Raw genomic sequence first — 26544 nt, forward strand, 5'->3', positions numbered from 1 at the left:
TTGTACATACAAGGTTTGGTAACAATATGTAATATTCTTCCTTCTGTTCTACTAGAATACCGCAGTTTGTTTCCCTAGTTCTACTTGTATTACCAATTAATTATGTTATAATAATAAACAGATTATGGACATTACTTAATGATGCAAGGGTCAAATGGTCATTTCACGTTGTGCTTGCACAAACAGGAACATGATGTGTTGACCTGCAGGACATGAGCCGATCGTGCAGATGCGTGGACTGCAAGTGTTTTAGATTGTAGGAGTTGCAAAGCAACGGAACAATTCGTGCATCAATAAGGGACAAGTAATATTTTGCCCCTTACATCTATTAATAATATTATGTTAAAGGAGTTATTCTAAGATGAATCTAGTAACTATTAGAGAGTTATACAAAGAAAAAGACAAATTCATCGGTCAAACCATTGAAGTTGGCGGATGGATAAGAAGTATTCGTGATTCCAAAACGTTTGGATTTATTGTTGTTAATGATGGATCTTTTTTCGAGACATTACAGATCGTATATAGCGACAAATTAAACAACTTTACCGATATTTCAAAATTAAATGTTGGCGCTGCTATCATTATTAAAGGTCAATTAGTTGCTACTCCACAAGCAAAGCAACCTTTTGAAATTCAAGCAGACGAGATTATTGTAGAAGGTGCTTCTACACCAGAATATCCTCTTCAAAAGAAGAGACACACAATGGAATACTTAAGAACAATCTCTCACTTAAGACCAAGAACGAATACTTTCCAAGCTGTATTCCGTGTACGTTCTTTAATCGCATATGCAATTCACCAATTCTTCCAAGAAAGAGATTTCGTATATGTACACACTCCATTGATCACAGGAAGTGACTGTGAAGGTGCTGGAGAGATGTTCCAGGTAACTACAATGGATCTGAATGATATTCCAAAGAAGGAAGATGGCAGTGTTGATTATTCACAAGATTTCTTCAACAAACCAACCAATTTAACCGTAAGTGGTCAGTTGAATGGTGAAACATATGCAATGGCCTTCCGTAACATCTACACATTCGGACCAACTTTCCGTGCAGAGAATTCCAACACAACTAGACACGCTGCAGAGTTCTGGATGATTGAACCAGAAATTGCATTTGCTGATTTGAAAGATGATATGATTCTTGCTGAAAACATGATCAAATATGTAATCAATTACGTTCTTGAACATGCTCCAGAAGAGATGAATTTCTTCAACTCTTTCATTGACAAAGGATTAATTGAACGTTTAAAACATGTGGCTACTTCTGATTTTGGACATGTTACGTATACAGAAGCAATCGAAATTCTTGAGAAAAACAATGACAACTTTGATTACAAGGTTTCATGGGGTTGTGATCTTCAAACAGAACATGAACGTTACCTTACAGAACAGGTGTTTAAAAAACCAGTATTCGTAACAGATTATCCAAAAGAGATCAAAGCATTCTATATGAAATTAAATGAAGACAATAAAACAGTTGCTGCAATGGACCTTCTTGTACCTGGTATCGGCGAAATCATCGGTGGTAGCCAAAGAGAAGATAACTATGACAAGTTAGTAACTCGTATGAACGAATTAGGATTAAAAGAAGAAGATTATGACTTCTACTTAGATCTTAGAAAGTACGGTTCTACAAGACATGCCGGTTTCGGTTTAGGATTTGAGCGTTGTGTAATGTACTTAACTGGTATGACCAACATCCGTGATGTAATCCCATTCCCTAGAACGGTAAACAACTGTGATCTATAATTAAACCATACGTAAAAAGAGCTTTTGCAAGTCATTTCATGCAAAAGCTCTTTTTTATATACTCGGGTGTCAAAAACATAAAGGATTTAAAACGAATAACAAGCTAATAATAAGTCACATGCACTTCTTTTCCCATCTTCTTCATGTAATCACACAACTGTTCTACTAGATGCATACGAATACTTAGATCAAATGGTAGATTCGGATTCTGGTGCGCAACATTGATCGCCTTTCCAACGAATAATTTCAATGAGGTGCATTCCTCGATCAATACTTTTGCAAGTTGTGATCCTCCATTCTCCTTGTCTAATTCTAAGAAGAAGTTTTCATCGATTTCCTCTTCCACATAATGCTTTAATAAAGATACAGCACGATTCAGTGTTAATACTCCTTCTGTAACTAAACGAAATCCTTCAATGTGTGCCGTTGGTGGAATATCTGGATCAATATAATTCAATGACGTCTTAATCTCTCGATTTAAAACTCTTGAAACGATATTCGCACTTGTTCCTCCACACACAATACGTTCTGCCTCTCCTTCCATTAACTGTTCTACGATTTTTTCATCTTCTTCTTTCTTTTGTGGTGGCCCTGTAAAGATATGAACGACTTTTTTATCAATGATTCTTGCAACTGCTACTGTTGTATCGTCACCAGGTGTTTGCATATAGAGATCATCACATGCTTTACTCAAAATTGATGCCAAACGAGATGCAGATAATGTTCGTTTCGTAGCCTCTAAAGAATACTCCGCCATATTGTCCCATGTCCAACCAAAGTTTAGGACCTGTCCAACTCCTGCATGAATAACTCCATCACTCATTAGAATAAAGCAATCATTCAGCTTCACATCAAAACGACATTCGCGAATCTTTTTATCTGCTATGATGCGTTCTGTTGATGGTAATTGAATGATTTTCTCATCCCGTATGAATACGCAACTAGGATTATCAAATTCTACCAAATATGCCTTTCCATCTTGAAAGATCTGGAGAATACTAAAAGTAGAATATGCCACTTGTCGAACCTGGCAAACTGGCAACGTTTTAACAATCGTCTCCACACATTCATCGATCATCGCTCCATTAAGAAACATTGTTCCTAATATCTTAGAAGTCAGAGTAGCAAGAATATTTGCCTTAACTCCACTCCCCATACCATCTGCTAATATGATAATATAGGAGTTTTCCGTTTTTAGAATTTCAACCTTATCGCCACATAATTCCTCGTGATGTTTATTCAAACTCTTATATGACACATCTACACTAACACGCATACTGTTATCCTCCTGTCTCTTCGTTGTAAAGAACCAACTACTCTTCACCGTCATTCAATATGGTATCTCTTAACTTTGTCAGTGTCACCTTGGTTTCTGCTGTTGTCTCACCTAGTAAACCAGCAATCTGTTGTGCCACGAGCATCTGTTTGTCGATTACCTTCTGCGCCATCTCTATTGTTTCAACCTTAACTCGATATGCCTGTTGTTTCTTCTCTTCGTCTTGGGTTACATCTTGGAATATACCAAGAACATTATTCTGACCTTCAATATATACGATATTTTGTAACGTGGATAGATTCCGATCTGGATAATCCACTTTCTTACCATAGATATTCTCATGGGTCAGCATAACATCTTCAAAATCCGTATGATCGATTAGCTCATATAAATACTTTGTCAGCGCTTCCGCTCTTGTAATATGAAAATATCTTGTAGCAGCTCCAGAGAATTCAACAATCTTCATATCTGCATCCACAATCATAATAATATTCGGTGTCGTATCCAATACGACGTTCGCCATAGACTGTGCCTTCTCATGCATATATGGGATACACATCGTTAGTTCTGCTTTTCCCTGGTATACGGCAATTGCCTTCTCCCTACAGGAAGAGTACCCACATGCTCCACAATTGAGTTCCTGTTCTTTCTTTACTTTTCCGATTTTCCTTAATATCTTTTTTATTTCTTCTTCCGTTGGAATTGGATCATTTGGTGCTCGATCATGGAACTCTTTTCCTAGTTCTTCTCTGCTTAATTCCGTAAATTTTCTTTCTTCCGGCGCTTGTTTTGGAATTCTTTCTTCCATATCCAATTTTACTTTAAAGCGTGACAAATCTTTACGGTTTACAGCAGGTCCTTTAATGCAACCACCATTACATATGTTTGCCTCAATAAAGCACCCTTCTACCTCTCCACGTTCCATACTCTCAAACAATTCCATACAATTCTTGATTCCGTGAACATAAAATTTTCGATATTGCTTTGCCTCAACTCCCTGATTCATAGCAATAACCGAACTAATCACTCCACTTGTAATTGGATAAAGACGGTTCACCTCTGGATTACTATTATCAAATTCGGATTCGTCTAACTCCGTAATATGTATTCCTTCCTTCTGAAGCCAGTTCTCCATCTCTTCAAAATTGATTACTGCATCGATGTATCCTCTAGTTCTTTCATCCCCTTCTGCCTCTCTCTTCTTCGCTATGCATGGTCCTAAGAATACAATCTTTACTTCCTCACCAAAAAGCTTACGAAGCATTTTCCCATGTGCGATCATAGGAGATACTACAGGTGCCATATCGGCCACCAGGGAAGGATAATAAATCTCAATCAGTTCATTGGCACTTGGACAACTAGTGGTGATGATATTACGCCTCTTTCCTTCCTTGATTAGTCTTTCATATTCTCTAGTAACATACACGGCACCCTCTGCCGTTTCCCTTACTTGATAAAAGCCTAATTTTTTTAGTGCTGTTACAATCTGTCCTGCTTTCTTGTACTTCATAATTCCAGCATAAGAAGGGGCTATGGATATAATCGTCTTATGACCACAAGCGATGTAATCCTTCACTTTTTCAAGATCACTGATAAATGTTTTCGCGTTTTGTGGACATGCTTCTAAGCAGTGTCCGCATAAAATGCACATATCATTCATAATCTGCGCCTGTTCATTCTTCACCTGAATTGCTTTTACTTCACAGGTCCGAACACATTTATAGCAGTTTTTACATTTTGCCTCTTTAAATCCAATTACATTCATAGCTCCACCTTCCTTATGTCAGTCTATTAAGAATTTCCTCTTCAAAGAATTGCTCTACCTTCTCTGGACAGAGTGAAAACAGTGTATCATTCACTTTCACACATACTCCGTTCACGCATTCTCCCATGCAAAAAGAACCTTTCAGCTCCACTTCTTTATCCAATCCCTTTTCCTGAAGTAAGTATTGTAGCTTTTCGATAATCTCTCGTGATCCTTTTAGATGACAAGAGCTCCCGATACAAACTGTAACAATCATTTTCCTACCTCCTAGGTTCGTGGCATCGGAACATTAATATTTTTCACGATATGTATAATGCGTGTGCAATTGCTTATGGGCAATCTCACTTCCTGGTTTCTGGTAATACTCTTTATAAAGTGCTTGAATAGCTGGATTTTCATGTGATTTACGAATTGGTTTACCTTCATCAATCTCATAAGTACAGTTCATACGCGCTGCTAAGATATCACCATCTCCATGATGATAAGGCTGACCACCTCCACCTATACAGCCGCCAGGACATGCCATAACTTCAACAGCATGAAGATTGCGAGGGTTTCCATTCTTAATCTCTTCCATTAACTTACGTGCATTTCCCAATCCATGGGCAACTGCAACGTTGATATCCTGTCCGGCGATTGATATGGTCGCAACTTTGATTCCTTCAAATCCTCTTACTTCTTCGAATTCAATACTAGGTAACGTCTTCTTTTCCAATACTTCGTAAACCGTTCTTAAGGCTGCTTCCAACACTCCACCCGTTACACCAAAGATTACTGCTGCCCCAGTGGATTCTCCCAATGGGTTATCATAATCACTCTCAGGAAGATTTGCCAGATCAATGTTAGCAAACTTAATCAAACGAGCAGCTTCTCTTGTTGTTAAGACAACATCAACATCTGGATTTCCATCTGCTTTGAGTTCATCTCTTGCTGCTTCAATCTTCTTAGCCGTACAAGGCATGATGGATACAACAAACATCTTCTCTCTAGGAATTTGTAACTTCTCAGCAAAATAATTCTTTGCAACGGCACCAAACATTCCTTGTGGTGATTTTGCTGTTGATGGAAGATCTAACATATCTGGGAACTGACTTTCATAAAAATTCACCCAGCCTGGGCAGCAAGAAGTTAACAGTGGAAGTGCTGTCTTCTCGCCATTTAAGAATTTTGTAAGCCGTCCAATTAACTCTGTTCCTTCTTCCATGATTGTGAGGTCTGCCGCATAATCGGTGTCAAATACATAATCTGCGCCTAGATTCTTTAAAGCCGTAACCATCTTATACGTGACATCTGTTCCTGGTTCTAATCCAAACTCTTCCCCAATTGCAACACGGGTTGCTGGTGCTGTCTGGAATACAACGGTCTTATCAGGATCAGCCAATGCTTTTATGACTGCATCTGTATCATCTTTCTCCATCAATGCCCCTACTGGACAGACAGCTACACATTGTCCACAACCAACACATACTGTATTGTCTAAAGGTTCACCAAAAGACGTTCCTACCACTGCTTCAAAACCACGGTCAACGCCGGATAATGCATGAACACTTTGGATATTGGAACACATCTTTTCACATCGTCTACACATAATGCACTTGGACATATCACGTACAATAGCCTTATTTTCCATGACCTCATACGTAGACTGTTTCTTTCCAGATAAGGATATGTTCACTACTCCTGCTTTTCGAGCTAGGTCTTGTAGCTCACATTGTCCAGATTTATTACAAGTTAAACAATCATTTGGGTGATCAGAGATTAACAACTCTACGATCATCTTTCTTGCCTGTAAAACACGCATACTTGTTGTCTTAATGACCATTCCTTCCGTGATTGGTGTTGCACATGCAGGACATAGATTTCTTCTTCCCTGTACCTCTACCACACACACACGACAAGAAGCTGGCTGACACTTATATTCTGTATTATGTAACTTCATATAACACAATGTAGGAATCTCAATTCCTACGCTTTTTGCTACATCTAAAATGGTACTTCCTGCAGCTGCTGTTACTTTTTTACCATCTATTTCAACATGAATTTCTGCCAAAATACTCACTCCTTTCACGATTAGCCTTTTGATATTGCACCAAATTTACATTTTTCCATACAAGCTCCACACTTGATACATAAATCATTGTGGATCACATGTGGCTCTTTCACTTTACCTTCTATCGCATTGTTTGGACAATTTCTTGCACATAGCGTACAACCTTTACACTTATTGGCATCAATACGATAAGATAGAAGTTTACGACATGCTCCTGCCGGACATTTCTTATCCACAACATGTGCCAAATACTCATCATAAAAAGCATTAAGTGTGGATAGAACTGGATTTGGTGCTGTTTGACCTAATCCGCAAAGTGCAGTATCCTTGATGACTTCACTAAGCTCTTTTAATTCTTCCAGATGTTTCATCTCACCCTTTCCTTCACAGATCAGCGTGAGCAATTCCAATAATCGTGTTGTACCAACACGACATGGGGTACATTTACCACAAGATTCTTCCTGGGTAAATTCTAGATAGAATTTCGCTACTGCTGGCATACAACTGTCTTCATCCATAACGATCATACCACCAGAACCCATCATAGAACCTTTCGCTACTAAATTATCAAAATCAATTGGTGTATCTAGGTCTTTTTCTGTTAAACAACCACCAGATGGTCCACCTGTCTGCACCGCCTTGAATCGTTTACCATTCTTAATACCACCACCAATATCAAATATTACTTCTCTTAGTGTTGTTCCCATTGGAACTTCGATTAAACCAACATTATTGATTTTACCTGCAAGAGCGAATACTTTTGTTCCTGGTGATTTCTCCGTACCGATGGAACGATACCAGTCTGCTCCTTTTAGAATAATCTGCGCAACATTGGCATAGGTTTCTACATTATTCACATTTGTTGGTTTTCCAAAGAAACCACTTTCCGCAGGGAATGGTGGTTTTGTTGTTGGTTCTCCACGACTACCTTCCATCGAATGTAGCAACGCGGTTTCTTCCCCACAAACGAATGCACCTGCACCAAAGGTTATCTCAATATCGAAACTAAAGTCCGTTCCAAGTATATGATCACCTAATAATCCATGTGCTCTTGCAGATTCTATAGCATTTTCCAATCTCTTGATTGCTAATGGATACTCTGCACGAATATAGACACGTCCTTTGCTGGCATGAATTGCATATCCACATATGGCCATTGCTTCAACAACACAATGTGGATCTCCTTCTAATATAGAACGATCCATGAATGCACCTGGATCTCCTTCATCCGCATTACAGACAACATACTTCTCGTCTGCATCATATTTACTTGCGATTTCCCATTTCAAACCAGTAGGGAAACCTGCTCCACCTCTTCCTCGTAAGCCAGAAGCTTTTACCATTCCAACAACTTCCTCTGGTGTTAAGGTGGTAAGGCATTTTGCTAATGCCTGATATCCATCTTCACGAATATATTGTTCGATTACAGCAGGATCGATATAACCACAATTTCTTAAAGCGATACGCATCTGTTTCTTATAGAAACTCATATGCTTGGAGTCTGGTATCGATTCATTGGTAATCTGATCTTTATAAAGCAGTTTCTCTACTTTCTCATTATTCACGATATGCTGTTTTACAATCTCTGCTGCATCTTCTGGTTTCACTTCTGTATAGAATGTATTGTCTGGAAGGATCTTAACAATAGGACCCTTCTCACAAAATCCAAAACAACCGGTCATCGTAACATTGACCCGATCTGTTAAATGTTCTTCTTCCAAAGCAGCTCTTAGATTCTTAACGATCATGTCCGAGTTTGAAGATTTACACCCTGTACCACCACAAACTAAAATAGTAATTTTTTGATTTTTTTGTTGTTCTAATGCTTTCGCCTTCACATTACAAAGCTCTTCGCATGAATTAATCCTTGCCATCATAACCCTCCTCGATTGTCCTATTCTCTACGTATACGGATTATAAGAACTACCAATTGCTAGAGTCTAATACTCTGCTAATATGTCCTTAACCATATCCTTCGTTACCCTGCCATATACCTTGTCTCCAATCATAACAACAGGAGCTAGACCACATGCACCTACGCAACGTAGTGCATTCAATGAAAACTTACCGTCTGCAGTTGTTTCATTGCATGAGATACCTAGCTGTTTCTTAAATTCTTCTAATACTGGCTCTGCACCTCTTACGTAACATGCAGTACCTAAACATACGGAAATATTGTGTTCCCCTTTTGGGGTCATAGAAAAATAAGAATAGAACGTTACGACACCGTAAACTTTAGATGTTGGGACATCCATCTTTCTAGCAACAAAGAACTGAACTTCCTTTGGAAGGTATCCAAAAATTCCTTGCGCTCGATGAAGGACACGAATCAATTCTCCTTTTTTAGAAGGGAGCGAATCTATGTATGTACCCAATTCCTCGAACTTCTCCTTTGACAAACTATCCATTGCCATGTTGCTTACACCTCCTATAAAATTACACATTTGTAATCTTTCGTAACATTTGGAAACGAGAAGTCATAACAACTAGTCCACCCTATGAAGAATAAAGATTTGTTTTTTATTTTGTGCATAATGCTTTTTTGTTAAACTTTTATCAAGCAAGTTTAATATATATATTATACCAACTATCCCAATCATTGTAAATAGATTAGTTATTTGTTTTATTTTCAGTAATATATTTTATACTGTTTTGTATATATGTGACAACACGAGCAATATTTTCTACTATATACTCGAATAAATGGTAAGTGCGCATCCCACGGAGGGTTTATATACTAGGAAAGTCGAAGGACTTTCCTAGTATATAAAAAAGACGTCTTGTTCTCACAAGACGTCTTTTTTATTATTATGAAACACTGTTTCGAGGGGGGGAGGGAATAACTTCATTAAAGTAAACGGGGAATAAACTTTAATGAACTTATAATAACAAATTAAGTTTTTGTATTTGTTATTTTGTAAATTCATTATAATCTTTCCTGCGTGACAAAAGCGTGACTTATTATTAGAATTCTATATTTTTTTTATATAAAAAATCTTCGATCTCTAATAATGTTTTTTCTGCCCAACTATACTCAAACATGTACTCATCGTGAAAAGTAACAATTACCTCTGAATTCTCTTTTAAAAGCTCATAATAATCACATTCAATTTTTTCTTTATCAATATAACATACCCCTCGTTGGTTGATAAAGATATCCTCTGCACCTGCCTGTTTTAACGTACTTGTTAATTGGACAATTGTCTTACGGTATAGATTTTTCACTCTATCATCATACTCTCGATCTTCCCATAATTTATCGATTGCTTCCTCCATGGTCACCGTTCCCCCTTGGCGATCCACACAGATTGCAAGTAACTCTTTGGCTTTCGCATTAGTAAAGGAAACTAACTTGTCCTGTACAAAAAGGTCGAATCTTCCAAATGTCTTCACCACAAAATCTTTTTTCTTTCCTTTTACCAGTAATTTTGCAGTTTGTATTGCATGCATAATTTCTTCTGCATCAAAAGGCTTTAAGATATATGCTGCTGCATATACCTGAAACGCCTCTAACGCATAGTTTTCATATCCTGTTATATAGATTAATACAATATCTGGCTGTATACTTCTTAGTTTTTTCCCCAATTCGATTCCATTCATTTCTGGCATCTCTATATCCAGTATTGCAATATCTACTCTGTTTCCTTGTACAAATTGAATTGCTTTGCTTGGTAAATTGAATTTTCCAATAACCTCAACTTCCTCTAGTTCTTCACACTCAATTTCAAACTGTTCCATTACAAGCATTTCATCATCAACAAGAATGGTTTTCAACATAATCCCTCCTATTATCCTTTCCGTTATGAAACAACTCTCTACTATCTATATTCTTTTATGGATGGCTGTACGATCTTCCTAGGAAAAACAACTGTTACAATCGTTCCGCTTCCTTTAATACTCTGAATCTTGAAGGTTGCATCACAGATTTTTGTTAATCTCATCTTAATGTTCTTAATCCCCACAGAAGGATTCTTCTTATCCGTATCATCCCCTTGATCAGACTCATACTCGTTAACATCAAAGCCTATTCCATTATCAATTACTTCTACAATAATTGATCCACCAATCAGCCTTGTACGGATGGTAACGACTCCCCCTTCTATGATCTTACATACCCCATGTTTAATTGCATTCTCCACAATAGGCTGAATGCACAATGGTGGCACTTTAAAATCTTCAATATCAATATCATAAATTACTTCGAACTGGTGGTTAAACCTTACTAATTCAATGTTAACGTAGGTTTTTATATGATTTAGTTCTTCTGCAAATGGAATTAAATCCTGGCTGTTAATTGAATTCAGATTTGCTCTAAGATATTTTGCAAAATGTCCAACTAATTTATATGCTTCATCGGGTTTTTTCTTTATTAGCGTGCGGATTGCCGTTAACGTATTAAACAAAAAATGTGGCTGAATCTGGCTTAACATTAAAGTAATCTGGCTATGAAGTAACCGCTCTCTTAAATCATTTGCTTCTGTGATCAAATCAAAATACCTCGCCACAACGGTAAGCGTTAAAACGGCCATATAGAGAAGCAACCCAATTCTTAAAAACAAGCCATAATCCTTGAACACATCATGATAGTACGCACCAATCTCTAACATAGTAAACGCAAGAAGGATCCCCGTCATTGATAAGTATGCCGCCGGATAAATCTTGGAATGTTGCTTTCGGTTGTGTATATATTCATAGATCAGAATAACATGCACCACCACCAACGAGATGACGATTAAAATAAGTACACTGTCCAGTGTTTCGATCAGATCTTTCCACTGAAGCAATGCAAAAGTAATACATCTGGCAAAATTAATCGTCCATATAATCAACAATATATTCAAATAATTCCGATGTTTCTTCTCCACTAATTCTTTCATATATAATAAGTAGGGAAATGGTGTAACAAGTAATGCAATTAAGGTCAATGCTAACATAAAATCCAAGTCATCGTACATAAATTGCGTAATCTTACTTTCTCCTAATGACCATATTCCAATTGTTATGGTACACATACTAATATAGAACAAGGCTCGAAATTCATTTCTGAATGTAATTGATAAAAGGGATACAAGTAAAATAAAGGCTCCTAATGATAAAATGACGCAGGATACAATAAATGCCGGCGTGTATTTTTTTATTATGTATGCTTGGTAATCGTACTTGCCTCCGTATACCACCTCATCAATTAAACCAGAATATTTTTCATATGGACTTTCCATTTGAATCGTTATTGTTTTCCCTTGGTCTTCTTTTCTTACCCGTATCATCTGCCATGCACTTGCAGGAGCTTTGGTAAAGCGTTTTTCTGAATAGCCATAACAATATACTTCATGATCATCGATCAGTACCCTAACAAATTGTTGTTTGCTACGAAAGCACACGCTGTAATCTTCAAGATCAGCATAAGGTAACGTATTCTTAATTGTAACAATTGCATTGGGGCGACATTCCAATTGCACAGGTAACTCAATTTCCCTCTCCTGCTCTAATTGATCTACATAGATCCATTTTGTATTAAAATAATGCAACACATACTTATTGAGATTTTCACCTGATTTATTGTATAGCAATAAAGATAATACACTAAAAATTCCAACAAGAACAAAGGTTGATAAAAAAACTTGTGCAGGCTTTACTTTCTTATCCATTAATGCCTCCTTGTTCTACAAAAGTTTCTAATAGCTGTTCTATATAATATAATCCTTTTGACTCTTACATCATATTATAATACTTGTTCTATTAATTGTCTTGTTTTTTATTTTCTCACCTTAGCGAATTCTTGACATTATTAACAAAAGAATTTATAATAATAACAATTACTATTATTTAGTGAATAGGATCAGGTAACCATGTTAAAACTTTCTATAAAACAGATACTAAATTTGAAATACCAAATGAATGTTTTTTCTATTACCAAAGATAATATGCGAAAGGAGAATGATTACAATGGCAACACAAAAATTTAGCAGACAACGAGAAGCAATTAAAGAATATTTAGCCAGTACAACCTGTCATCCTACAGCAGATACGGTATATTTGAATATCAAAAAAGAATATCCGAACATTAGTCTTGGTACTGTATACCGTAATCTGAATCTACTTGCTGAACAAGGTGAAATCCTTAAGATATCCTGTGGTGACGGGAGTGATCATTTTGATGGTAACGTACACCCACATTATCACTTTTTATGTAAACACTGTGGAAGCGTGCTGGATCTACGTATGGAATCCATTGATCACATCAACACCATAGCAAGTGCCAGTTTCCCTGGACAGATAGACGGACATACCGTGTACTTCTACGGGCTCTGCGAAGACTGTAAACTACAAAATTGATGTAATAACTTAAACGACTTTACAATAGTACTCTTTCGATAAGGTTCCTATTGGACTGTCGTTTTTTATTTGTTATAAGAAGTAGGTATCTCCATGTGACGAACATGTCTTCCAAGATAATACGCAGCAGATATGCATGTACTTCATACATATTGGAAATACAAACGGGGGATACAGTGGTATTCCAACTTATATCATTTAACATATATAGCTCCAATAACGATTATGCTCTTTTTGATAATTATTTTCAAATATCTATTGACAAATGATTTCAACTCATGTATTATAATGATATCAGTAACGATTACTGTTTTTTAATTTCAACAAAACAAAACACATAAATAAAATTATTAAAAATGAAAAGGAGAAATGATTATGAGTAAATTTGTATGTCAAATCTGTGGTTATGTACATGAAGGAGATAGTGCTCCAGAAAAATGTCCAATCTGTAATGCAGGAGCTGAAAAGTTCACTGAACAAGGTGAAGGTATGACTTGGGCAGCTGAGCATGTTGTAGGTGTAGCACAAGGCGTTAGTGAAGATATCTTAAAAGACTTAAGAGATAACTTCTCAGGTGAATGTACAGAAGTTGGTATGTATTTAGCAATGGCTCGTGTAGCACATAGAGAAGGATATCCAGAAATCGGTCTTTACTATGAAAGAGCTGCTTTTGAAGAAGCAGAACATGCAGCTAAATTTGCTGAATTATTAGGTGAAGTAATCACTGATAGTACTAAGAAAAATCTTGAGCTTAGAGTAGCTGCTGAAAATGGCGCAACAAGCGGAAAGTTTGATCTTGCAAAACGTGCAAAAGCTGCTAACCTTGATGCAATCCATGATACAGTTCATGAAATGGCTAGAGATGAAGCAAGACATGGAAAAGCTTTCGAAGGTTTATTAAATAGATACTTCGGTAAATAAATAATAAGCAAAAGAAATTAACTCCTCCCCCCCTTAACTTATACAGAAAAAGACCATCGCAAAGGAAGTCCCCAAGCGTGAATGATTCAGTTTCATTATCATTCACAGACCAACTTCCTTACGATGGTCTTTTATTTTATGCTTCAAACCTATTTTCTGCTAACTCCACCTACCTTAGCCTTTATTCATTGACAAGTAGGCACTTTTATAGTATGTTAAGTATATAGTTTAATGAGTGAACAAACTTTAAATAAGTACATAGAAAGGGCGAGGTAATTACATGTTATACATCGGTATCGATTTAGGAACATCTGCTGTAAAACTTTTATTAATGGATGCATTAGGAGATATTAAAAAAATTGTTTCCAAAGAGTACCCCATTTTCTTTCCACACACTGGATGGTCTGAACAAAACCCTGAAGATTGGTACAATGCCACTATTGCGGGATTAAAGGAGTTAACCTCCGATTGTGATCGTACACAGATCAATGGTTTAAGCTTTAGTGGACAAATGCATGGTTTAGTTCTACTTGATGAAAAAGACCAAGTAATCCGTCCCGCAATCTTATGGAATGATGGACGTACACAAAAAGAATGTGATTATCTAAACAACGAAATCGGACGTGAAAAATTATCACAATATACTGCAAATATTGCTCTTACTGGTTTCACAGCACCAAAGATTCTTTGGGTAAAGAACAATGAACCAGATAATTTTAATAAGATTAAAAAAATCATGCTTCCAAAAGATTACTTGGCTTACCGTCTAACAGGAAACCACTGTACTGATGTATCCGATGCTTCTGGTATGTTACTTCTAGATGTTAAGAACAAATGCTGGTCAAAAGAAATGATTCAAATTCTAGGTATTTCAGAAGATCAATTAGCTTCCGTTCATGAAAGTTCTGACGTGATTGGTACCGTGAAAGAATCCGTTGCCAATGATTTAGGATTTTCAAACAACGTTCATGTAATTATGGGTGGTGGCGATCAGGCTGTTGCAGCAGTTGGTACAGGAACTGTTGGTGATGGTATGTGTAACATCTCACTTGGTACATCTGGTGTTGTATTCATTGCCAGCAAGAGTTTTGCTGTAGACGAGCATAATGCATTACATGCTTTTGCTCATGCTGACCATAAGTATCATTTAATGGGCGTAACTTTAAGTGCTGCTGCTTCTAATAAATGGTGGATGGATGAAATCATAGGTACAAAAGATTACGCTACAGAACAAAAAGGGATTACCGAATTAGGTAAGAATAATGTATTCTTCTTACCATACCTTATGGGAGAAAGAACTCCACATAACAATCCAGATGCAAGAGGTACTTTCATTGGTATGACAATGAATACCACTCGTGAAGATATGACCCAGGCTGTTCTTGAAGGTGTTGCTTACTCTTTAAGAGACTGCCTTGATATTGCCCGTTCTCTTGGCGTTAAGATTGAACGTACTCGTATAAATGGTGGTGGTGCGAAGAGTCCATTATGGAAAAAGATTATTGCAAATGTAATGAACGTTACTGTTGATACCATTAACAGTGAAGAAGGTCCTGCTTTTGGTGCTGCAATCCTTGCTTGTGTTGGTTGTAAAGAATATGCTACCGTAGAAGAAGCAACAAGCAAATTAATTCAAGTCATTGATTCTGTAGAACCAGATTCTACACTTGTGGCTGCTTATGAGGAGCAATATAAGAAATTCGTTCAATTATATCCTGCATTAAAAGGGGTATTTGAAGTAATGAAATGATGCAAGGGAGACGGTGATTTCACACCTCCCCTTACATCATGAATCGTTCATGGTATCGTGTTGGAATGCAACGGAAAGTTACATATATTTTCTTAGTTGTTTTCCAACACTTATTTTTTGTAGAGGAAGTCTGTATAATAACTTTCTGCATAGGTTCGATAGTAAAATTCCAACTAAAATCATAAGGGAGGAAACGATAATACCGTGATGAAAGCTTAGATTGATATTCTTCACAACAATATCTCCTAGTAAATACATTGCAAAAAAGGCTATGGTGAATGCAATCGTACTTTCAACAAACCGCTTAAAAGCGGTACCCATATATAGTAAGAATATACAAGCTTCTACTGCATATAGAAGAAGTCGTCTCGAACAGAGAATCTCATATGCTTCTGATCCATTTTGCTTATAGTATGTTAGAATCACATATAGAATGTAATTTACTATAGTAAAGAATGCAGATACCTTGTTTGGTAGATTTACTACAAGCTCTTTCTTCTTTGGCGATGATGCGATTAGTGTAGAAGCCTCTAGAATATGCGCCTCCTGAACAGTAAACATTGCTGACATCAATATATAGAATATTCCTAATCGATACCCTTCTTCATCAAATATCAGAAAAAGCCAGCCCATTACAAACATAAAAATTCCCAATACGGAAAACAAACCAAATTGATACGAGTATCTTAACAATTTCAATTCTGTCTTAATTCGATTGATCATAGTAACTAGCTTCCACTCCCTTCATTGATAGCTTCTGGTTAAGGACCAATAATCCCACAAGTACTCCTATGAGAATTATATACACCCATACATCATAATGCATATTCCAAGTTGCAAATCCCACAATTGAGTATAGAGTTAGTAAAACATAATTCACTCCAATACATAAATAAATATTTGAAAAATATCTTGTAATGCAAGATGCCGCCTGTACAGTCAAACAAACCAGAATAATTATTCGAAAAATCATATAGTATGGCACTTCTTCTTTCTTCGTTGCACCAATATTAGATATAAACAAGGAAATACTAACAACAACTCCGATTGTAAGTATTCTCTTCCATGCAGCCATTTTCATACCTTGGCAAATAATTTGCTTTCCTTTTGCTGACGTTTTGATATACTCCAGATTATTATCTTTTCTCGATTGTATTCCTGCAAACGCAATATAATCGAATAGGCCCTCCACAATAATCAACATAGCCCCTGTAGCTCCAAAACAGATGAAGGAAAACATCGTCAAACATCTTAAAAAATATGTAAAGCATAATACGCCAAGTGGATACAGAATGTAAAATGTCAAAAGAGCGATTGGCTGTGAAGAGGGAAGAAACACATGGTAACTCTTGCTATACTGTTTCATTCTATTTGCCTCCTCTATGCATGTAGTACTGTATACTGTTTCATTACAGAAACACATATTTGTGATAGCGTTGGAATTTCTGTAACAACATCAATTCCCGCAAGTTCATCCAGTTTTTCCGATAAACACAGACCAGTAAACCCATACGAATTCTTTTGTATGGAGTACATACTATGTTTTACTTTCTCATAGTCTGCTGCTTCTCCTTTAACAAGTATATATTTCTCCTTTAGTTCCTCCACATACCCTTGTTCTACAACCATTCCTTGTTCCATGATAATTGCGTAATCTGTAACGTTTTCCATATCAGCTATATTATGTGTTGAGAAAAAAACACTTTTTTCTCCATTTCCTTGGTCGAGATATTCTCGCATCATACTACATAGTTTGTCTCTCATTAATGGGTCCAGAGGTGATGCCGGTTCATCAAGCAAAAGCAGGTCCGTATCTCTTGCGAATACCGTTGCTAGCATAAGCTTCATTCTCATTCCATCTGACAGCTTACTGACCCCTTTCTTACTCTTTGCGGTTTTAAATATATCCAGTTCTTTACACAAACGGTCAAATCGATCCTTATGAAAGTGATCAAAGAGTAAACTGCTTGCTTTGGCGACCTGCAAACTCGTCCAATGAGGTATAAAATAATTACCAGGTCCCGTATAACCTATTTTTTCTCGAATCTCTTTTTCGGTATCTGCTCCATCAAAATATGTAATCTTTCCTGTATAATCACATCGAATTCCCGCTAGTATATTAAGTAGTGTACTCTTTCCAGCTCCATTTTCTCCAATTAATGCCGTAGCAAACCCCTTGGGTATGTTTAATTCTGGAATATTTAATTCAAAGTCCTTAAACTTCTTGTTCAGTTTGCTAATTGATATAACCTGTTCATGATCCATAACCTCAATTTTCCTACCTTTCTTCTAATAATAGTTCCATCATATGGATAAGTTCGCTATTCGTTACTCCTGCTACTCTTGCAGCAGTTATTGCATTCATTAGATATTCCTCCATCTTTCTAAGATGCTGCTCTCGTAGCATTTCTTTATCTTGTGCATTCACGTAGTACCCTTTTCCTTGTACTGCTGTTATTAATCCTCGTTTCTCTAATTCCTCATATGCCTTCATAGTAGTAATTACACTAATTCGCAAATCCTTCGCTAATCCTCTTATTGATGGAAGATATTCTCCTTGCTTCTGCTTACCACATAGTATGTCTTCTTGAAACTGATCTGCAATCTGCTGGTATATGGGAACTCCTGAATTCTGAAGTATTTTCAAATGCTCACCTCGTTTCATTTACAACATGAAAATGCTATTCGTAAATTTCTAATATAATTTACAAATATATTCCCAACTGTTTATATGTTATATATACACTATTATCAGTTATTTGTCAACATACTTCTTCTGCATTTTCAATAATGTTAATTGACCTGAAAAAGGCTACATAATACGCCTTTCTAAACGTATTATGTAGCCTAAACCTTATTGTTCTTTTATAATTCACTCATAACATTTTTCTACACCTTCACAAGTATCATACAGCTTCAGTCTTCCCTGTTTTCCAACATAACGGATTACACCAACACTACACATAACATTTAGTGCCACCTGCGATAAGCCAACAGGAATCTTTGCCTCTTTGGCAAAATCTTTACTTGTAAAAGGTTCGATTAGGTTCTTAGGTATGAATTTTCCATAATCGCCTATACATGCAATGACAATTTCTTCATCAAGTCCAACTGGTATTCGATCACTACAATGGGACCCTTTCTTTCGGTCTTTACTCCAGCCGTTAAGATAACGATACTCTTCCACTTCCACAAGTACCACGCGTAATGCTAGATTGGAATTCGTTAAAAACTCTTTGATCTTATATAATTCAAGAAAGATCTGATGCGCCTTTCCCTTTTTTGGCGATTTACGTTTTGGAGAGATTTCACCTGTTGTTTCATCAATCCAACATAACCATTTTGTACGAGCAATGGGATAAACAATCGTTACAGGGTAATCAGCAAGGAAAATCGATAATTTTCCACGTAATTTATTAAACTGTTTTGTCTGTATCTCAATAACACCTGTCTCATTGAGAATATCCGCAACTTTTGCTCCAATCTTAATCTCTTGGCAATTTTCATCAGGTTCATAGTAATTCTTCAGCACTGCATGTAAGGTCTTTTCACTTAATGTTCCAATTCCTTCTCTTGTAGCTGTAGAATGAATTATGTAGTCACATACTTCATCAAATCGTTTTTTATCTACCATGTATTCTTACTCCAACTTCATTAGCTAACAATATGCCATTTCTTCACACCTTCTATTGTAATAAGATACACGATAAAATGCAACCGACTTCGTTGTCACTATACGTATCTGGCTTGCTATTTTCTAAATCGTTTATTTTCTAATCAGATGGATTAATATAGACTGATAATCTCCCCATAATGATGGAATAAGAATTCCCGCATTTTCATAGGCTGCCCCTGTCTGTACCAGTCCATTCTCTTCCCATTCATATAAAGCATCTTGTTCAAGTCCTTTGATACGAATCCTTCTACTATGAGAATTAGCAACATTCATGACTTGTACATAGGTGATCAAAGCTTCACTCTTATCCGCAGCAACGACTTCATAGCAATCATAGTAGCGTTCCTCTGCCACATTGGCAATGCGATAATAATCCCCACTTTGGATTAATTTTGCATACTTATGGTACAAAGCAATCTGTTCTGGGATACATGCTTTATCCTCTTCGGATATCTTCGTCACATCTAACTCATAACCAAATGTACCTGCCAGTGCAACGTGTCCTCTTGTCATAAATGGAGTGACCCGTCCTGTTGTATGATTTGGACAATCACTTACGTGTGCACCCATTGTGGATAGTGGATAAACCATGGAAGTTCCCCGTTGGATTTCCAATCGTTCAATAGCATCGGTATTATCAGAGCACCAGATTTGTGGGCTATAGTACAACATACCTGCATCAAACCGTGCACCACCACCTGAACAATTTTCTAACAAAAGATCTGGGAAATCCTTTGTTAATCGTTCCATCATTTCATATACACCTAGTACATAACGATGGCTGATTTCACCCATTTGCTCACAATTCATAAATTTACTTCCCAGATTCGTTAATTGACGGTTCATATCCCATTTCACATAGGCTATATTGGCACTGGATAGGATGTTTTTCACTAAACCATATATGTAATCTCGTATCTCTTGTCTGCTAATATCCAGCACATACTGGTTTCGGCTTAAGGTAATTGGCTTTCCTTCAATCTGGATTGCCCAGTCTGGATGCTCCTTATAAAGCTGGGATTCTGGTGAAATCATCTCTGGTTCAAACCAAATTCCAAACTTCATTCCTAATGCATTTACTTCATCTACTAAGGATTTTAAGCCGCCTTCGATTTTTTCCTCATTCACGAACCAATCACCCAATGCACGGTTATCATCGTAGCGATTTCCAAACCAGCCATCATCCATGACCAGCATTTCAATTCCCAATTTCGATGCTTCTTTTGCTATATCGATTAATTTCTGTTTATCAAAATTAAAATAGGTTGCCTCCCAATTGTTAATAAGAATTGGACGTTCCATATTTTTGTATTTACTACGAATTAAGTGTCTCCTATACATGTTATGGAAGTTCCTTGTCATTTGTCCAATTCCCTTACAAGAGTACGTCATTACGACTTCCGGAGCCTGGAACAGATCCCCGTCCTTTAATAGCCAACGAAATTCTTCCGGATGGATTCCCATCACCACTCTAGTCATACCGAACTGAGATTCTTCAGCTTGTGCTAGAAAGTTTCCCGAGTACACAAAATTAAGACCGTACACTTCACCGAAATCTTCTGTTGCCTCCTTTGAACAAAGTGCTAGAAATGGATGATCTTGATGACTAGATTCTCCCCTTATAGAAGCAACCCCCTGCTTCCCAAGCCCAACAGCTCTTCTCTGTATATGTCGTTCTCTTGCCCAAGAACCATGTAACGTAATCATATCATAATATTTTCCATCAAAATCCAAACAACAGGAAAATACCTTTTCAACAAATACCGGTTTTCCTGTCTTATTGACCAATTGTACATCTCTCGTTATCACATCTTCTTTTTCAAAAACACTATAATGTAAGATTACTTGAATTCCAGTGAATTCTTCCTCACAAATAATGCTTAATGACATGCAGTCCTCTTCATCTCCAAAAGTTGCTGGCAACCCTTGTAATTTTTCTTTTCCATTCGTAATTGTATGCGTAACATAAGAAAGTTTTCCTGCTGAATACCCCTGTTCTGTACGAAGTTTCATCGCCGACTCTCTGTAATCTCCAATACCATGTGTCGCATACTCCATTGGAAATGAATCATAAAAAGAACTCCGATCGCGATTATTCTTTGATGGTACAAAAGGGGGCTCCTCCGTACGCAGTAAATAGTTTAGGTTTTGATCACTTACTCTTTTTCCGTAATAAACATGTCCAATAAACTTTTCCTCATCTACAATTGCAATCATATATGTAGTGTTAACTGTATCTAGCTTAAAGGATTTACTATCATCAAAATATGTAATTGCCATTTCTATCTCCTTTCTTATCCATTGTACTCGCCGTGGATGTACAACCATTCTTTTACTATTGTAACGTGTTTTTGTTCATACATCAATCAGTATTTAGTTTTTTTTAACAAATATTTAGCTAATATATTTCTATAATTTAAGTACTAATACGTTGCTATAGTCTGTGCGAGTGCGCATCCCCCTGAGGGTTTCTATACTAGGAAAGTCGGAGGACTTTCCTAGTATGGTTCGGGTGTCAAAAGCCCTTATTTATTTTGAGGTCAGTCAATTTGCACAATTTAAGTTTGTTTAACATGTAATACAGGACATAGTTCAATCGCAACACGCTCTCGCTTGGATGAAGTTCGTAGTGGTACATAAGGCTCTAAAGTACAGAGCCAAAGTACCAACGACTTCATACAGTTGCTCATCAAACTATGTCCTGTATTACATGAGATTAGCTAGTGTTTGTGCAAATTAACGAAAGAAAGTTTTACTAAGGGCTTTTGACACCCTAATCCTAGTATAGAAAAAAATCCATATAATACAAGCCACATCTCCTATGGACTTGTATTATATGGATTTTTGATTATATTTATAATTAATTCAGTCTTTGCTTTTATAAGCAAAAATCTTACCCGAATTATTTACGGTTTGCTGGTTCGATATTGATACTCTTACCTTTGATTTTTGCATCCTTCATCACTTGAATGACTTCCTGTGCATATTCATTTGGAACCTCAACAAATGTATATTTATCGAACATATCAATGGTTCCGATCAATTTACCAGGCATTCCTGTTTCTCCAGCAATCGCTCCAAGAATATCTCCTGGTCTTGCATTTTGCTTCTTACCAATATTGATGAATAGACGAACCATTCCTTCTCTTGCACCAGTATCACCAAAATCAGCAACTTCAGGCGCTAAGCTTTCACTTTGTTCGCTATCTCCCATTGCTAATTTCAAGAATGCAGCTGCTACATCTAATGTTGTGTAATCTTCTTCATTTACTCTTGCTTCAATCAGGTCAACCATCTTGCTCAGATCTTCTGATTTAATTAATTCATCAATTTGGTTAAGAATTTTTTCTACCTTTGTGTTCGCTACATCATTAATTGAAGGAATTGGCTGACAAATTATCTTTGTTTTACAATATCTCTGGATATCTTTTAATTTATAAACCTCTTTACCTACAACAAAGGTAAAGGCTTTACCTGTTCTTCCTGCACGACCTGTTCTACCGATACGATGAACATAGAATTCATCATCCTGTGGCACATCGTAATTGAATACAGCTTCTACGTCATCTACGTCAATACCTCTTGCAGCTACATCTGTTGCTACTAAGATTTCTGTCTTCCCATTACGGAAACCATTCATTACACGATCTCTTTGTTGTTGTTTCAAGTCTCCATGAAGACCTTCTGCAAAATATCCTCTTCCCTTTAATGCAGTAACTAATTCATCAACTTTTTTCTTTGTATTACAGAATACAAGTGAAAGTTTTGGATCATACATATCAAGAAGTCTAGAAAGTGCCTCGTCTTTACTCTTTGGTTTTACTTCATAATAATATTGCTCAATCTTTGGTACTGTTAATTCCTTCTTCACTACCTTAATGATTTTCGCATCTTTTTGATACATACGAGCGATATCCATAATTGGCTTTGGCATTGTCGCAGAGAATAATACGGTTTGACGTTCTTCTGGCATCTCCTTCAAGATTGTTTCAATGTCTTCACGGAATCCCATGTTTAACATCTCATCTGCTTCATCAAGAACGATCATCTTAACTTCATTGAACTTAACAGTTTTTCTTCTCATATGATCCATTACACGACCAGGAGTACCAATCACAACCTGTGTACCCGCTTTTAAAGAACGAATCTGTTTTGTAATATCCTGTCCACCATAGATTGGTAATACTTTAATTCCATGAAGGAATTTTGATAATTTACGAATTTCATCAGCAACCTGGATTGCCAATTCTCTTGTTGGGCAAAGAACAACCGCTTGTAGATGTTTGTTCTTTGGGTCAACGGATTCCAATAGTGGAATTCCGAATGCAGCGGTCTTACCAGTACCAGTCTGCGCTTGACCGATGATATCTCCGCCTTCTAAAACTGCAGGTATCGCTTTTGCCTGTATTGGACTTGCCTGCTCAAATCCCATTTCAACGATTCCTCGAAGTAGAGGTGCCGATAAATTTAACTCTTCAAATCTTACTGTTTCCATATTCTATATTAATCCTTTCTGTTCTTACTCGTGTATAAGAATCAGCGTCGAAGTAGATTTCCACAAAAAAACCCTTAGACCTTACAACCTGGGACTAAGAGCTACCTTAATTAAGTGAAGCATCGCATTTATATTATTTCTGATCTGTAACTATTTTATCACTCTTATATTTAAGTAGTTATTCCCTATATTTCTTTGATTTGGGAACAAGCCATTACTTAATATCTAGAGATTGCTTATGTTATAGGATTCAAACCAATCAAGCATTCCTATTTCATAATTCTATGATGCAACGGTATAAACGCATTTCCGTTGTGCTTGCACAAAAGTGAATCAGCAATTACTTTTGCCCTTTCCATCATTCTATTATCAATATAAATATAAGATTCAATTACGTACAACGAAATAAACAACCAATCCTAATACCATCTTTAGGCAATTTGCCTAACTACCACATTTCGTTCTTGTGAAGTATAACATGTAGTTATGCAAATGTCAAGGAAGCATACTTTATTTTAAATAAAAATTTCGTAAATATTTGTTGAAATAATCAATTGCAAAATTACCAGCAATGCATCTTTCCAGTTTTATCCTTATATAATTATACTTATTTACTTTCTTATATTTTCTAGTATTTTCATATATTTTTCTTAATCTGTGCATCTGTTCATGAATATTTGTTCATGGATCCTCTCTATTCCTGATTCAAATGACAAAAGTCTAACAAAAAAGACAATCTTCTCTTGTTCGCCCGTTAAGTATTACCTTCAACTCTTACCAGGCTTCTGAAGATTGTCTTTTGTTTTATATATTTATTTATTTAATTTATTTTCTTTTGTGTTTTATGTTTTGTTGTCTTTTGTTTTCCTCTAGTATTCCCTATACTGGAGTAATCTGCCTTACTGATTTTCCAACTTGGATTTTACCAGGAACCACAACCCGTTCAATCAAGGTTGTCCTAGGTTTCTCAATCAGATCAACTAAGTGATTGGCAGCTTCTCTTCCTAATGTAGTCGTATCCTGTTTTAAGGTCGTTAATTTTGGCTCTAAAACTTCCGATACAGTTATACCATCGTATCCTACAACCGATATATCTTCTGGAATTCGATATCCCAATGCTTTTATCACATTGATTCCTCCAATACAAGCAAAATCATCTGGATATAAGATACATGTAGGTCTGTTTTTCAATTGGAGCAGTTCTCTCGTACATTGTTCTGCTTTCTTTGTATCATGATAAGCCGCTTCCTTAATATATTCATCTGGAACTTCAATATCATATTCTTCTAATGTACGGTAAAAACTAGCCAAACGATCTGATGTAACCGCAGAATCAGCACCATGGATATAGGCAATCTTTCGATGTCCTGCCTGATATACATATTCGATTAAGTCATGAATGCCTTTCACATTATCAGAAATTACAGCAATTCGGTTATTAAAGATATGGTCAATGGTTACAACTGGAAGATCACTCTTGATCAATTCCAAGATTTCAGGATCGTTGAAATTAACGCAAGCGATTACGACACCATCAACACCACGATACATACAATGTTCATAATATGACATAGTACGAACTCCGATGCGATGATTGATAAATGTTATGTCATACCCGTTTTTTTCCGCTTCTACTTTAAATCCTTCCAAAACACTTGCAAAATATTCATGAGTCAGACCACTATTGGCATCATCAACGAAAAGGACACCAATATTATACGTACGGTTGGTTTTTAATGCACGTGCTGCAGAATTCGGAAAATACCCCATTTCTTTTGCTGTTTCTTTTATTATTCTCTTTTTTTCTTGACTAATGTCACTATGGTCATTCAAAGCTTTGCTTACTGTTGCTACAGACACGCTACACTTTAATGCAATATCCTTCATTGAAACCATACCAATATCCCCCAATATTTACTATACTTTTGACATTATACAACATATTTTATGAATACGCAAAGCCTAATGCTCGATTATTCTAGTAAATGATATATGTTCAAGAGTCTACTCGCGTAGCCATATCGTAAACGTTTTCGTAATTAACTATACCATAGGTTTTCAATGAAAACAATAACAATTCTGCTATTTTTTAATAAATTTATGCACTCTGCATAAATATTCCGATTATTCATATAATTATTGATATTTTCCTGTATAATGATAATTATTTGACAATATAATCTTCTTATTAAATCTTCCTTATTCGTTTTTATTTGACATAAATTTTCATTTACGAAATCCTTTTACTAATTTTTTTCTTTTTCCTTTGGACTGAAAGAAAAAACAAATATTTTTTCAACATTGTGATATTGCATAGATATTTGCTCGTTTATTGTGTATATTCAACAAATATTGGGTTGGTTATTGCTTTTATTTCGTTTGTAATATATACTAATTTGTATAAGAAACGTGTTTTTTCACTTAACTTAATCGTTTTCATAGCAAAAGTTTCTTATACCATGCTATGTATTCTTAAAAACATAAGGATGGTATAGACTATATTTCAATAAAGATTGGAGAAT

20 protein-coding genes are annotated in these 26544 nt (G+C 36.3%); 4 read left to right on the top strand and 16 right to left on the bottom strand.

Features of this window, described 5'->3' with window-relative positions:
* Positions 1-361: 361 nt before the first annotated feature.
* Positions 362-1753, top strand: coding sequence for an asparagine--tRNA ligase (gene asnS, locus HBB17_RS08715; RefSeq protein WP_167957094.1), 1392 nt, complete (start codon positions 362-364; stop codon positions 1751-1753).
* Between the two features lie 103 nt (positions 1754-1856).
* Here asnS and HBB17_RS08720 read toward each other — a convergent pair whose 3' ends face one another.
* The 8 genes from HBB17_RS08720 to HBB17_RS08755 form a co-directional block, all read right to left on the bottom strand.
* Positions 1857-3029, bottom strand: coding sequence for a SpoIIE family protein phosphatase (locus HBB17_RS08720; protein WP_167957095.1), 1173 nt, complete (start codon positions 3027-3029; stop codon positions 1857-1859).
* A 37-nt stretch (positions 3030-3066) separates the two neighbouring features.
* Positions 3067-4794, bottom strand: coding sequence for a [Fe-Fe] hydrogenase large subunit C-terminal domain-containing protein (locus HBB17_RS08725; protein ID WP_167957096.1), 1728 nt, complete (start codon positions 4792-4794; stop codon positions 3067-3069).
* Between the two features lie 13 nt (positions 4795-4807).
* Positions 4808-5050, bottom strand: coding sequence for a (2Fe-2S) ferredoxin domain-containing protein (locus HBB17_RS08730; RefSeq protein WP_167957097.1), 243 nt, complete (start codon positions 5048-5050; stop codon positions 4808-4810).
* Positions 5051-5083: 33 nt separating this feature from the next.
* Positions 5084-6844 carry an NADH-dependent [FeFe] hydrogenase, group A6 gene (locus HBB17_RS08735; RefSeq protein WP_167957098.1) on the bottom strand — a complete coding sequence of 587 codons (1761 nt, stop codon included), beginning with the start codon at positions 6842-6844 and terminating at the stop codon, positions 5084-5086.
* Positions 6845-6864: 20 nt separating this feature from the next.
* Positions 6865-8721, bottom strand: coding sequence for an NADH-quinone oxidoreductase subunit NuoF (locus HBB17_RS08740; protein WP_330588194.1), 1857 nt, complete (start codon positions 8719-8721; stop codon positions 6865-6867).
* Between the two features lie 63 nt (positions 8722-8784).
* Positions 8785-9258, bottom strand: a complete 474-nt coding sequence (locus HBB17_RS08745; protein ID WP_167957099.1) for an NADH-quinone oxidoreductase subunit NuoE family protein — start codon at positions 9256-9258, stop codon at positions 8785-8787.
* A gap of 550 nt (positions 9259-9808) precedes the next feature.
* A complete protein-coding gene (locus tag HBB17_RS08750; protein WP_238483709.1) occupies positions 9809-10621 on the bottom strand; it encodes a response regulator in 813 nt (270 codons plus the stop codon).
* A 41-nt stretch (positions 10622-10662) separates the two neighbouring features.
* Entirely contained in the window at positions 10663-12492 is a 1830-nt protein-coding gene (locus tag HBB17_RS08755; protein ID WP_167957100.1) for a sensor histidine kinase, read from the bottom strand.
* 298 nt (positions 12493-12790) lie between these two features.
* Here HBB17_RS08755 and HBB17_RS08760 point away from each other — a divergent pair, with 298 nt between their 5' ends.
* The 3 genes from HBB17_RS08760 (at position 12791) to xylB (ending at position 15851) form a co-directional block, all read left to right on the top strand.
* Positions 12791-13180 carry a Fur family transcriptional regulator gene (locus HBB17_RS08760; RefSeq protein WP_167957101.1) on the top strand — a complete coding sequence of 130 codons (390 nt, stop codon included), beginning with the start codon at positions 12791-12793 and terminating at the stop codon, positions 13178-13180.
* 375 nt (positions 13181-13555) lie between these two features.
* The gene (locus HBB17_RS08765; protein WP_167957102.1) at positions 13556-14101 is read left to right on the top strand and encodes an NADH peroxidase; all 546 of its coding nucleotides are present in this window, start codon (positions 13556-13558) and stop codon (positions 14099-14101) included.
* Between the two features lie 280 nt (positions 14102-14381).
* The gene (gene xylB, locus HBB17_RS08770) at positions 14382-15851 is read left to right on the top strand and encodes a xylulokinase (RefSeq protein ID WP_167957103.1); all 1470 of its coding nucleotides are present in this window, start codon (positions 14382-14384) and stop codon (positions 15849-15851) included.
* A gap of 78 nt (positions 15852-15929) precedes the next feature.
* On the opposite strand, the gene HBB17_RS08775 is transcribed toward xylB, so the two are convergent.
* From HBB17_RS08775 to HBB17_RS08810, 8 genes are all read right to left on the bottom strand, one after another.
* Complete coding sequence (locus tag HBB17_RS08775; RefSeq protein WP_167957104.1) at positions 15930-16574, bottom strand: hypothetical protein; 645 nt, start codon at positions 16572-16574, stop codon at positions 15930-15932.
* On the bottom strand, positions 16558-17217 hold the full coding sequence (locus HBB17_RS08780; protein ID WP_167957105.1) for a hypothetical protein: 660 nt from the start codon (positions 17215-17217) through the stop codon (positions 16558-16560). Before HBB17_RS08780 ends, HBB17_RS08775 begins: the two co-directional genes overlap by 17 nt.
* Positions 17218-17231: 14 nt before the next feature.
* The gene (locus tag HBB17_RS08785; RefSeq protein ID WP_167957106.1) at positions 17232-18116 is read right to left on the bottom strand and encodes an ATP-binding cassette domain-containing protein; all 885 of its coding nucleotides are present in this window, start codon (positions 18114-18116) and stop codon (positions 17232-17234) included.
* 13 nt (positions 18117-18129) lie between these two features.
* Entirely contained in the window at positions 18130-18498 is a 369-nt protein-coding gene (locus tag HBB17_RS08790) for a GntR family transcriptional regulator (protein WP_167957107.1), read from the bottom strand.
* A 225-nt stretch (positions 18499-18723) separates the two neighbouring features.
* Positions 18724-19485: a hypothetical protein gene (locus HBB17_RS08795; protein WP_167957108.1), complete on the bottom strand. Its 762-nt coding sequence runs from the start codon at positions 19483-19485 to the stop codon at positions 18724-18726.
* Positions 19486-19617: 132 nt separating this feature from the next.
* On the bottom strand, positions 19618-21807 hold the full coding sequence (locus HBB17_RS08800; protein WP_167957109.1) for an alpha-galactosidase: 2190 nt from the start codon (positions 21805-21807) through the stop codon (positions 19618-19620).
* Positions 21808-22429: 622 nt separating this feature from the next.
* Complete coding sequence (locus tag HBB17_RS08805) at positions 22430-24022, bottom strand: DEAD/DEAH box helicase (protein WP_167957110.1); 1593 nt, start codon at positions 24020-24022, stop codon at positions 22430-22432.
* An 879-nt stretch (positions 24023-24901) separates the two neighbouring features.
* Complete coding sequence (locus tag HBB17_RS08810) at positions 24902-25918, bottom strand: LacI family DNA-binding transcriptional regulator (RefSeq protein ID WP_167957111.1); 1017 nt, start codon at positions 25916-25918, stop codon at positions 24902-24904.
* Between the last annotated feature and the right edge of the window lie 626 nt (positions 25919-26544).

The organism is Anaerosporobacter faecicola (assembly GCF_012070565.1).
In the GTDB taxonomy this organism is placed as follows: domain Bacteria; phylum Bacillota; class Clostridia; order Lachnospirales; family Lachnospiraceae; genus Anaerosporobacter; species Anaerosporobacter faecicola.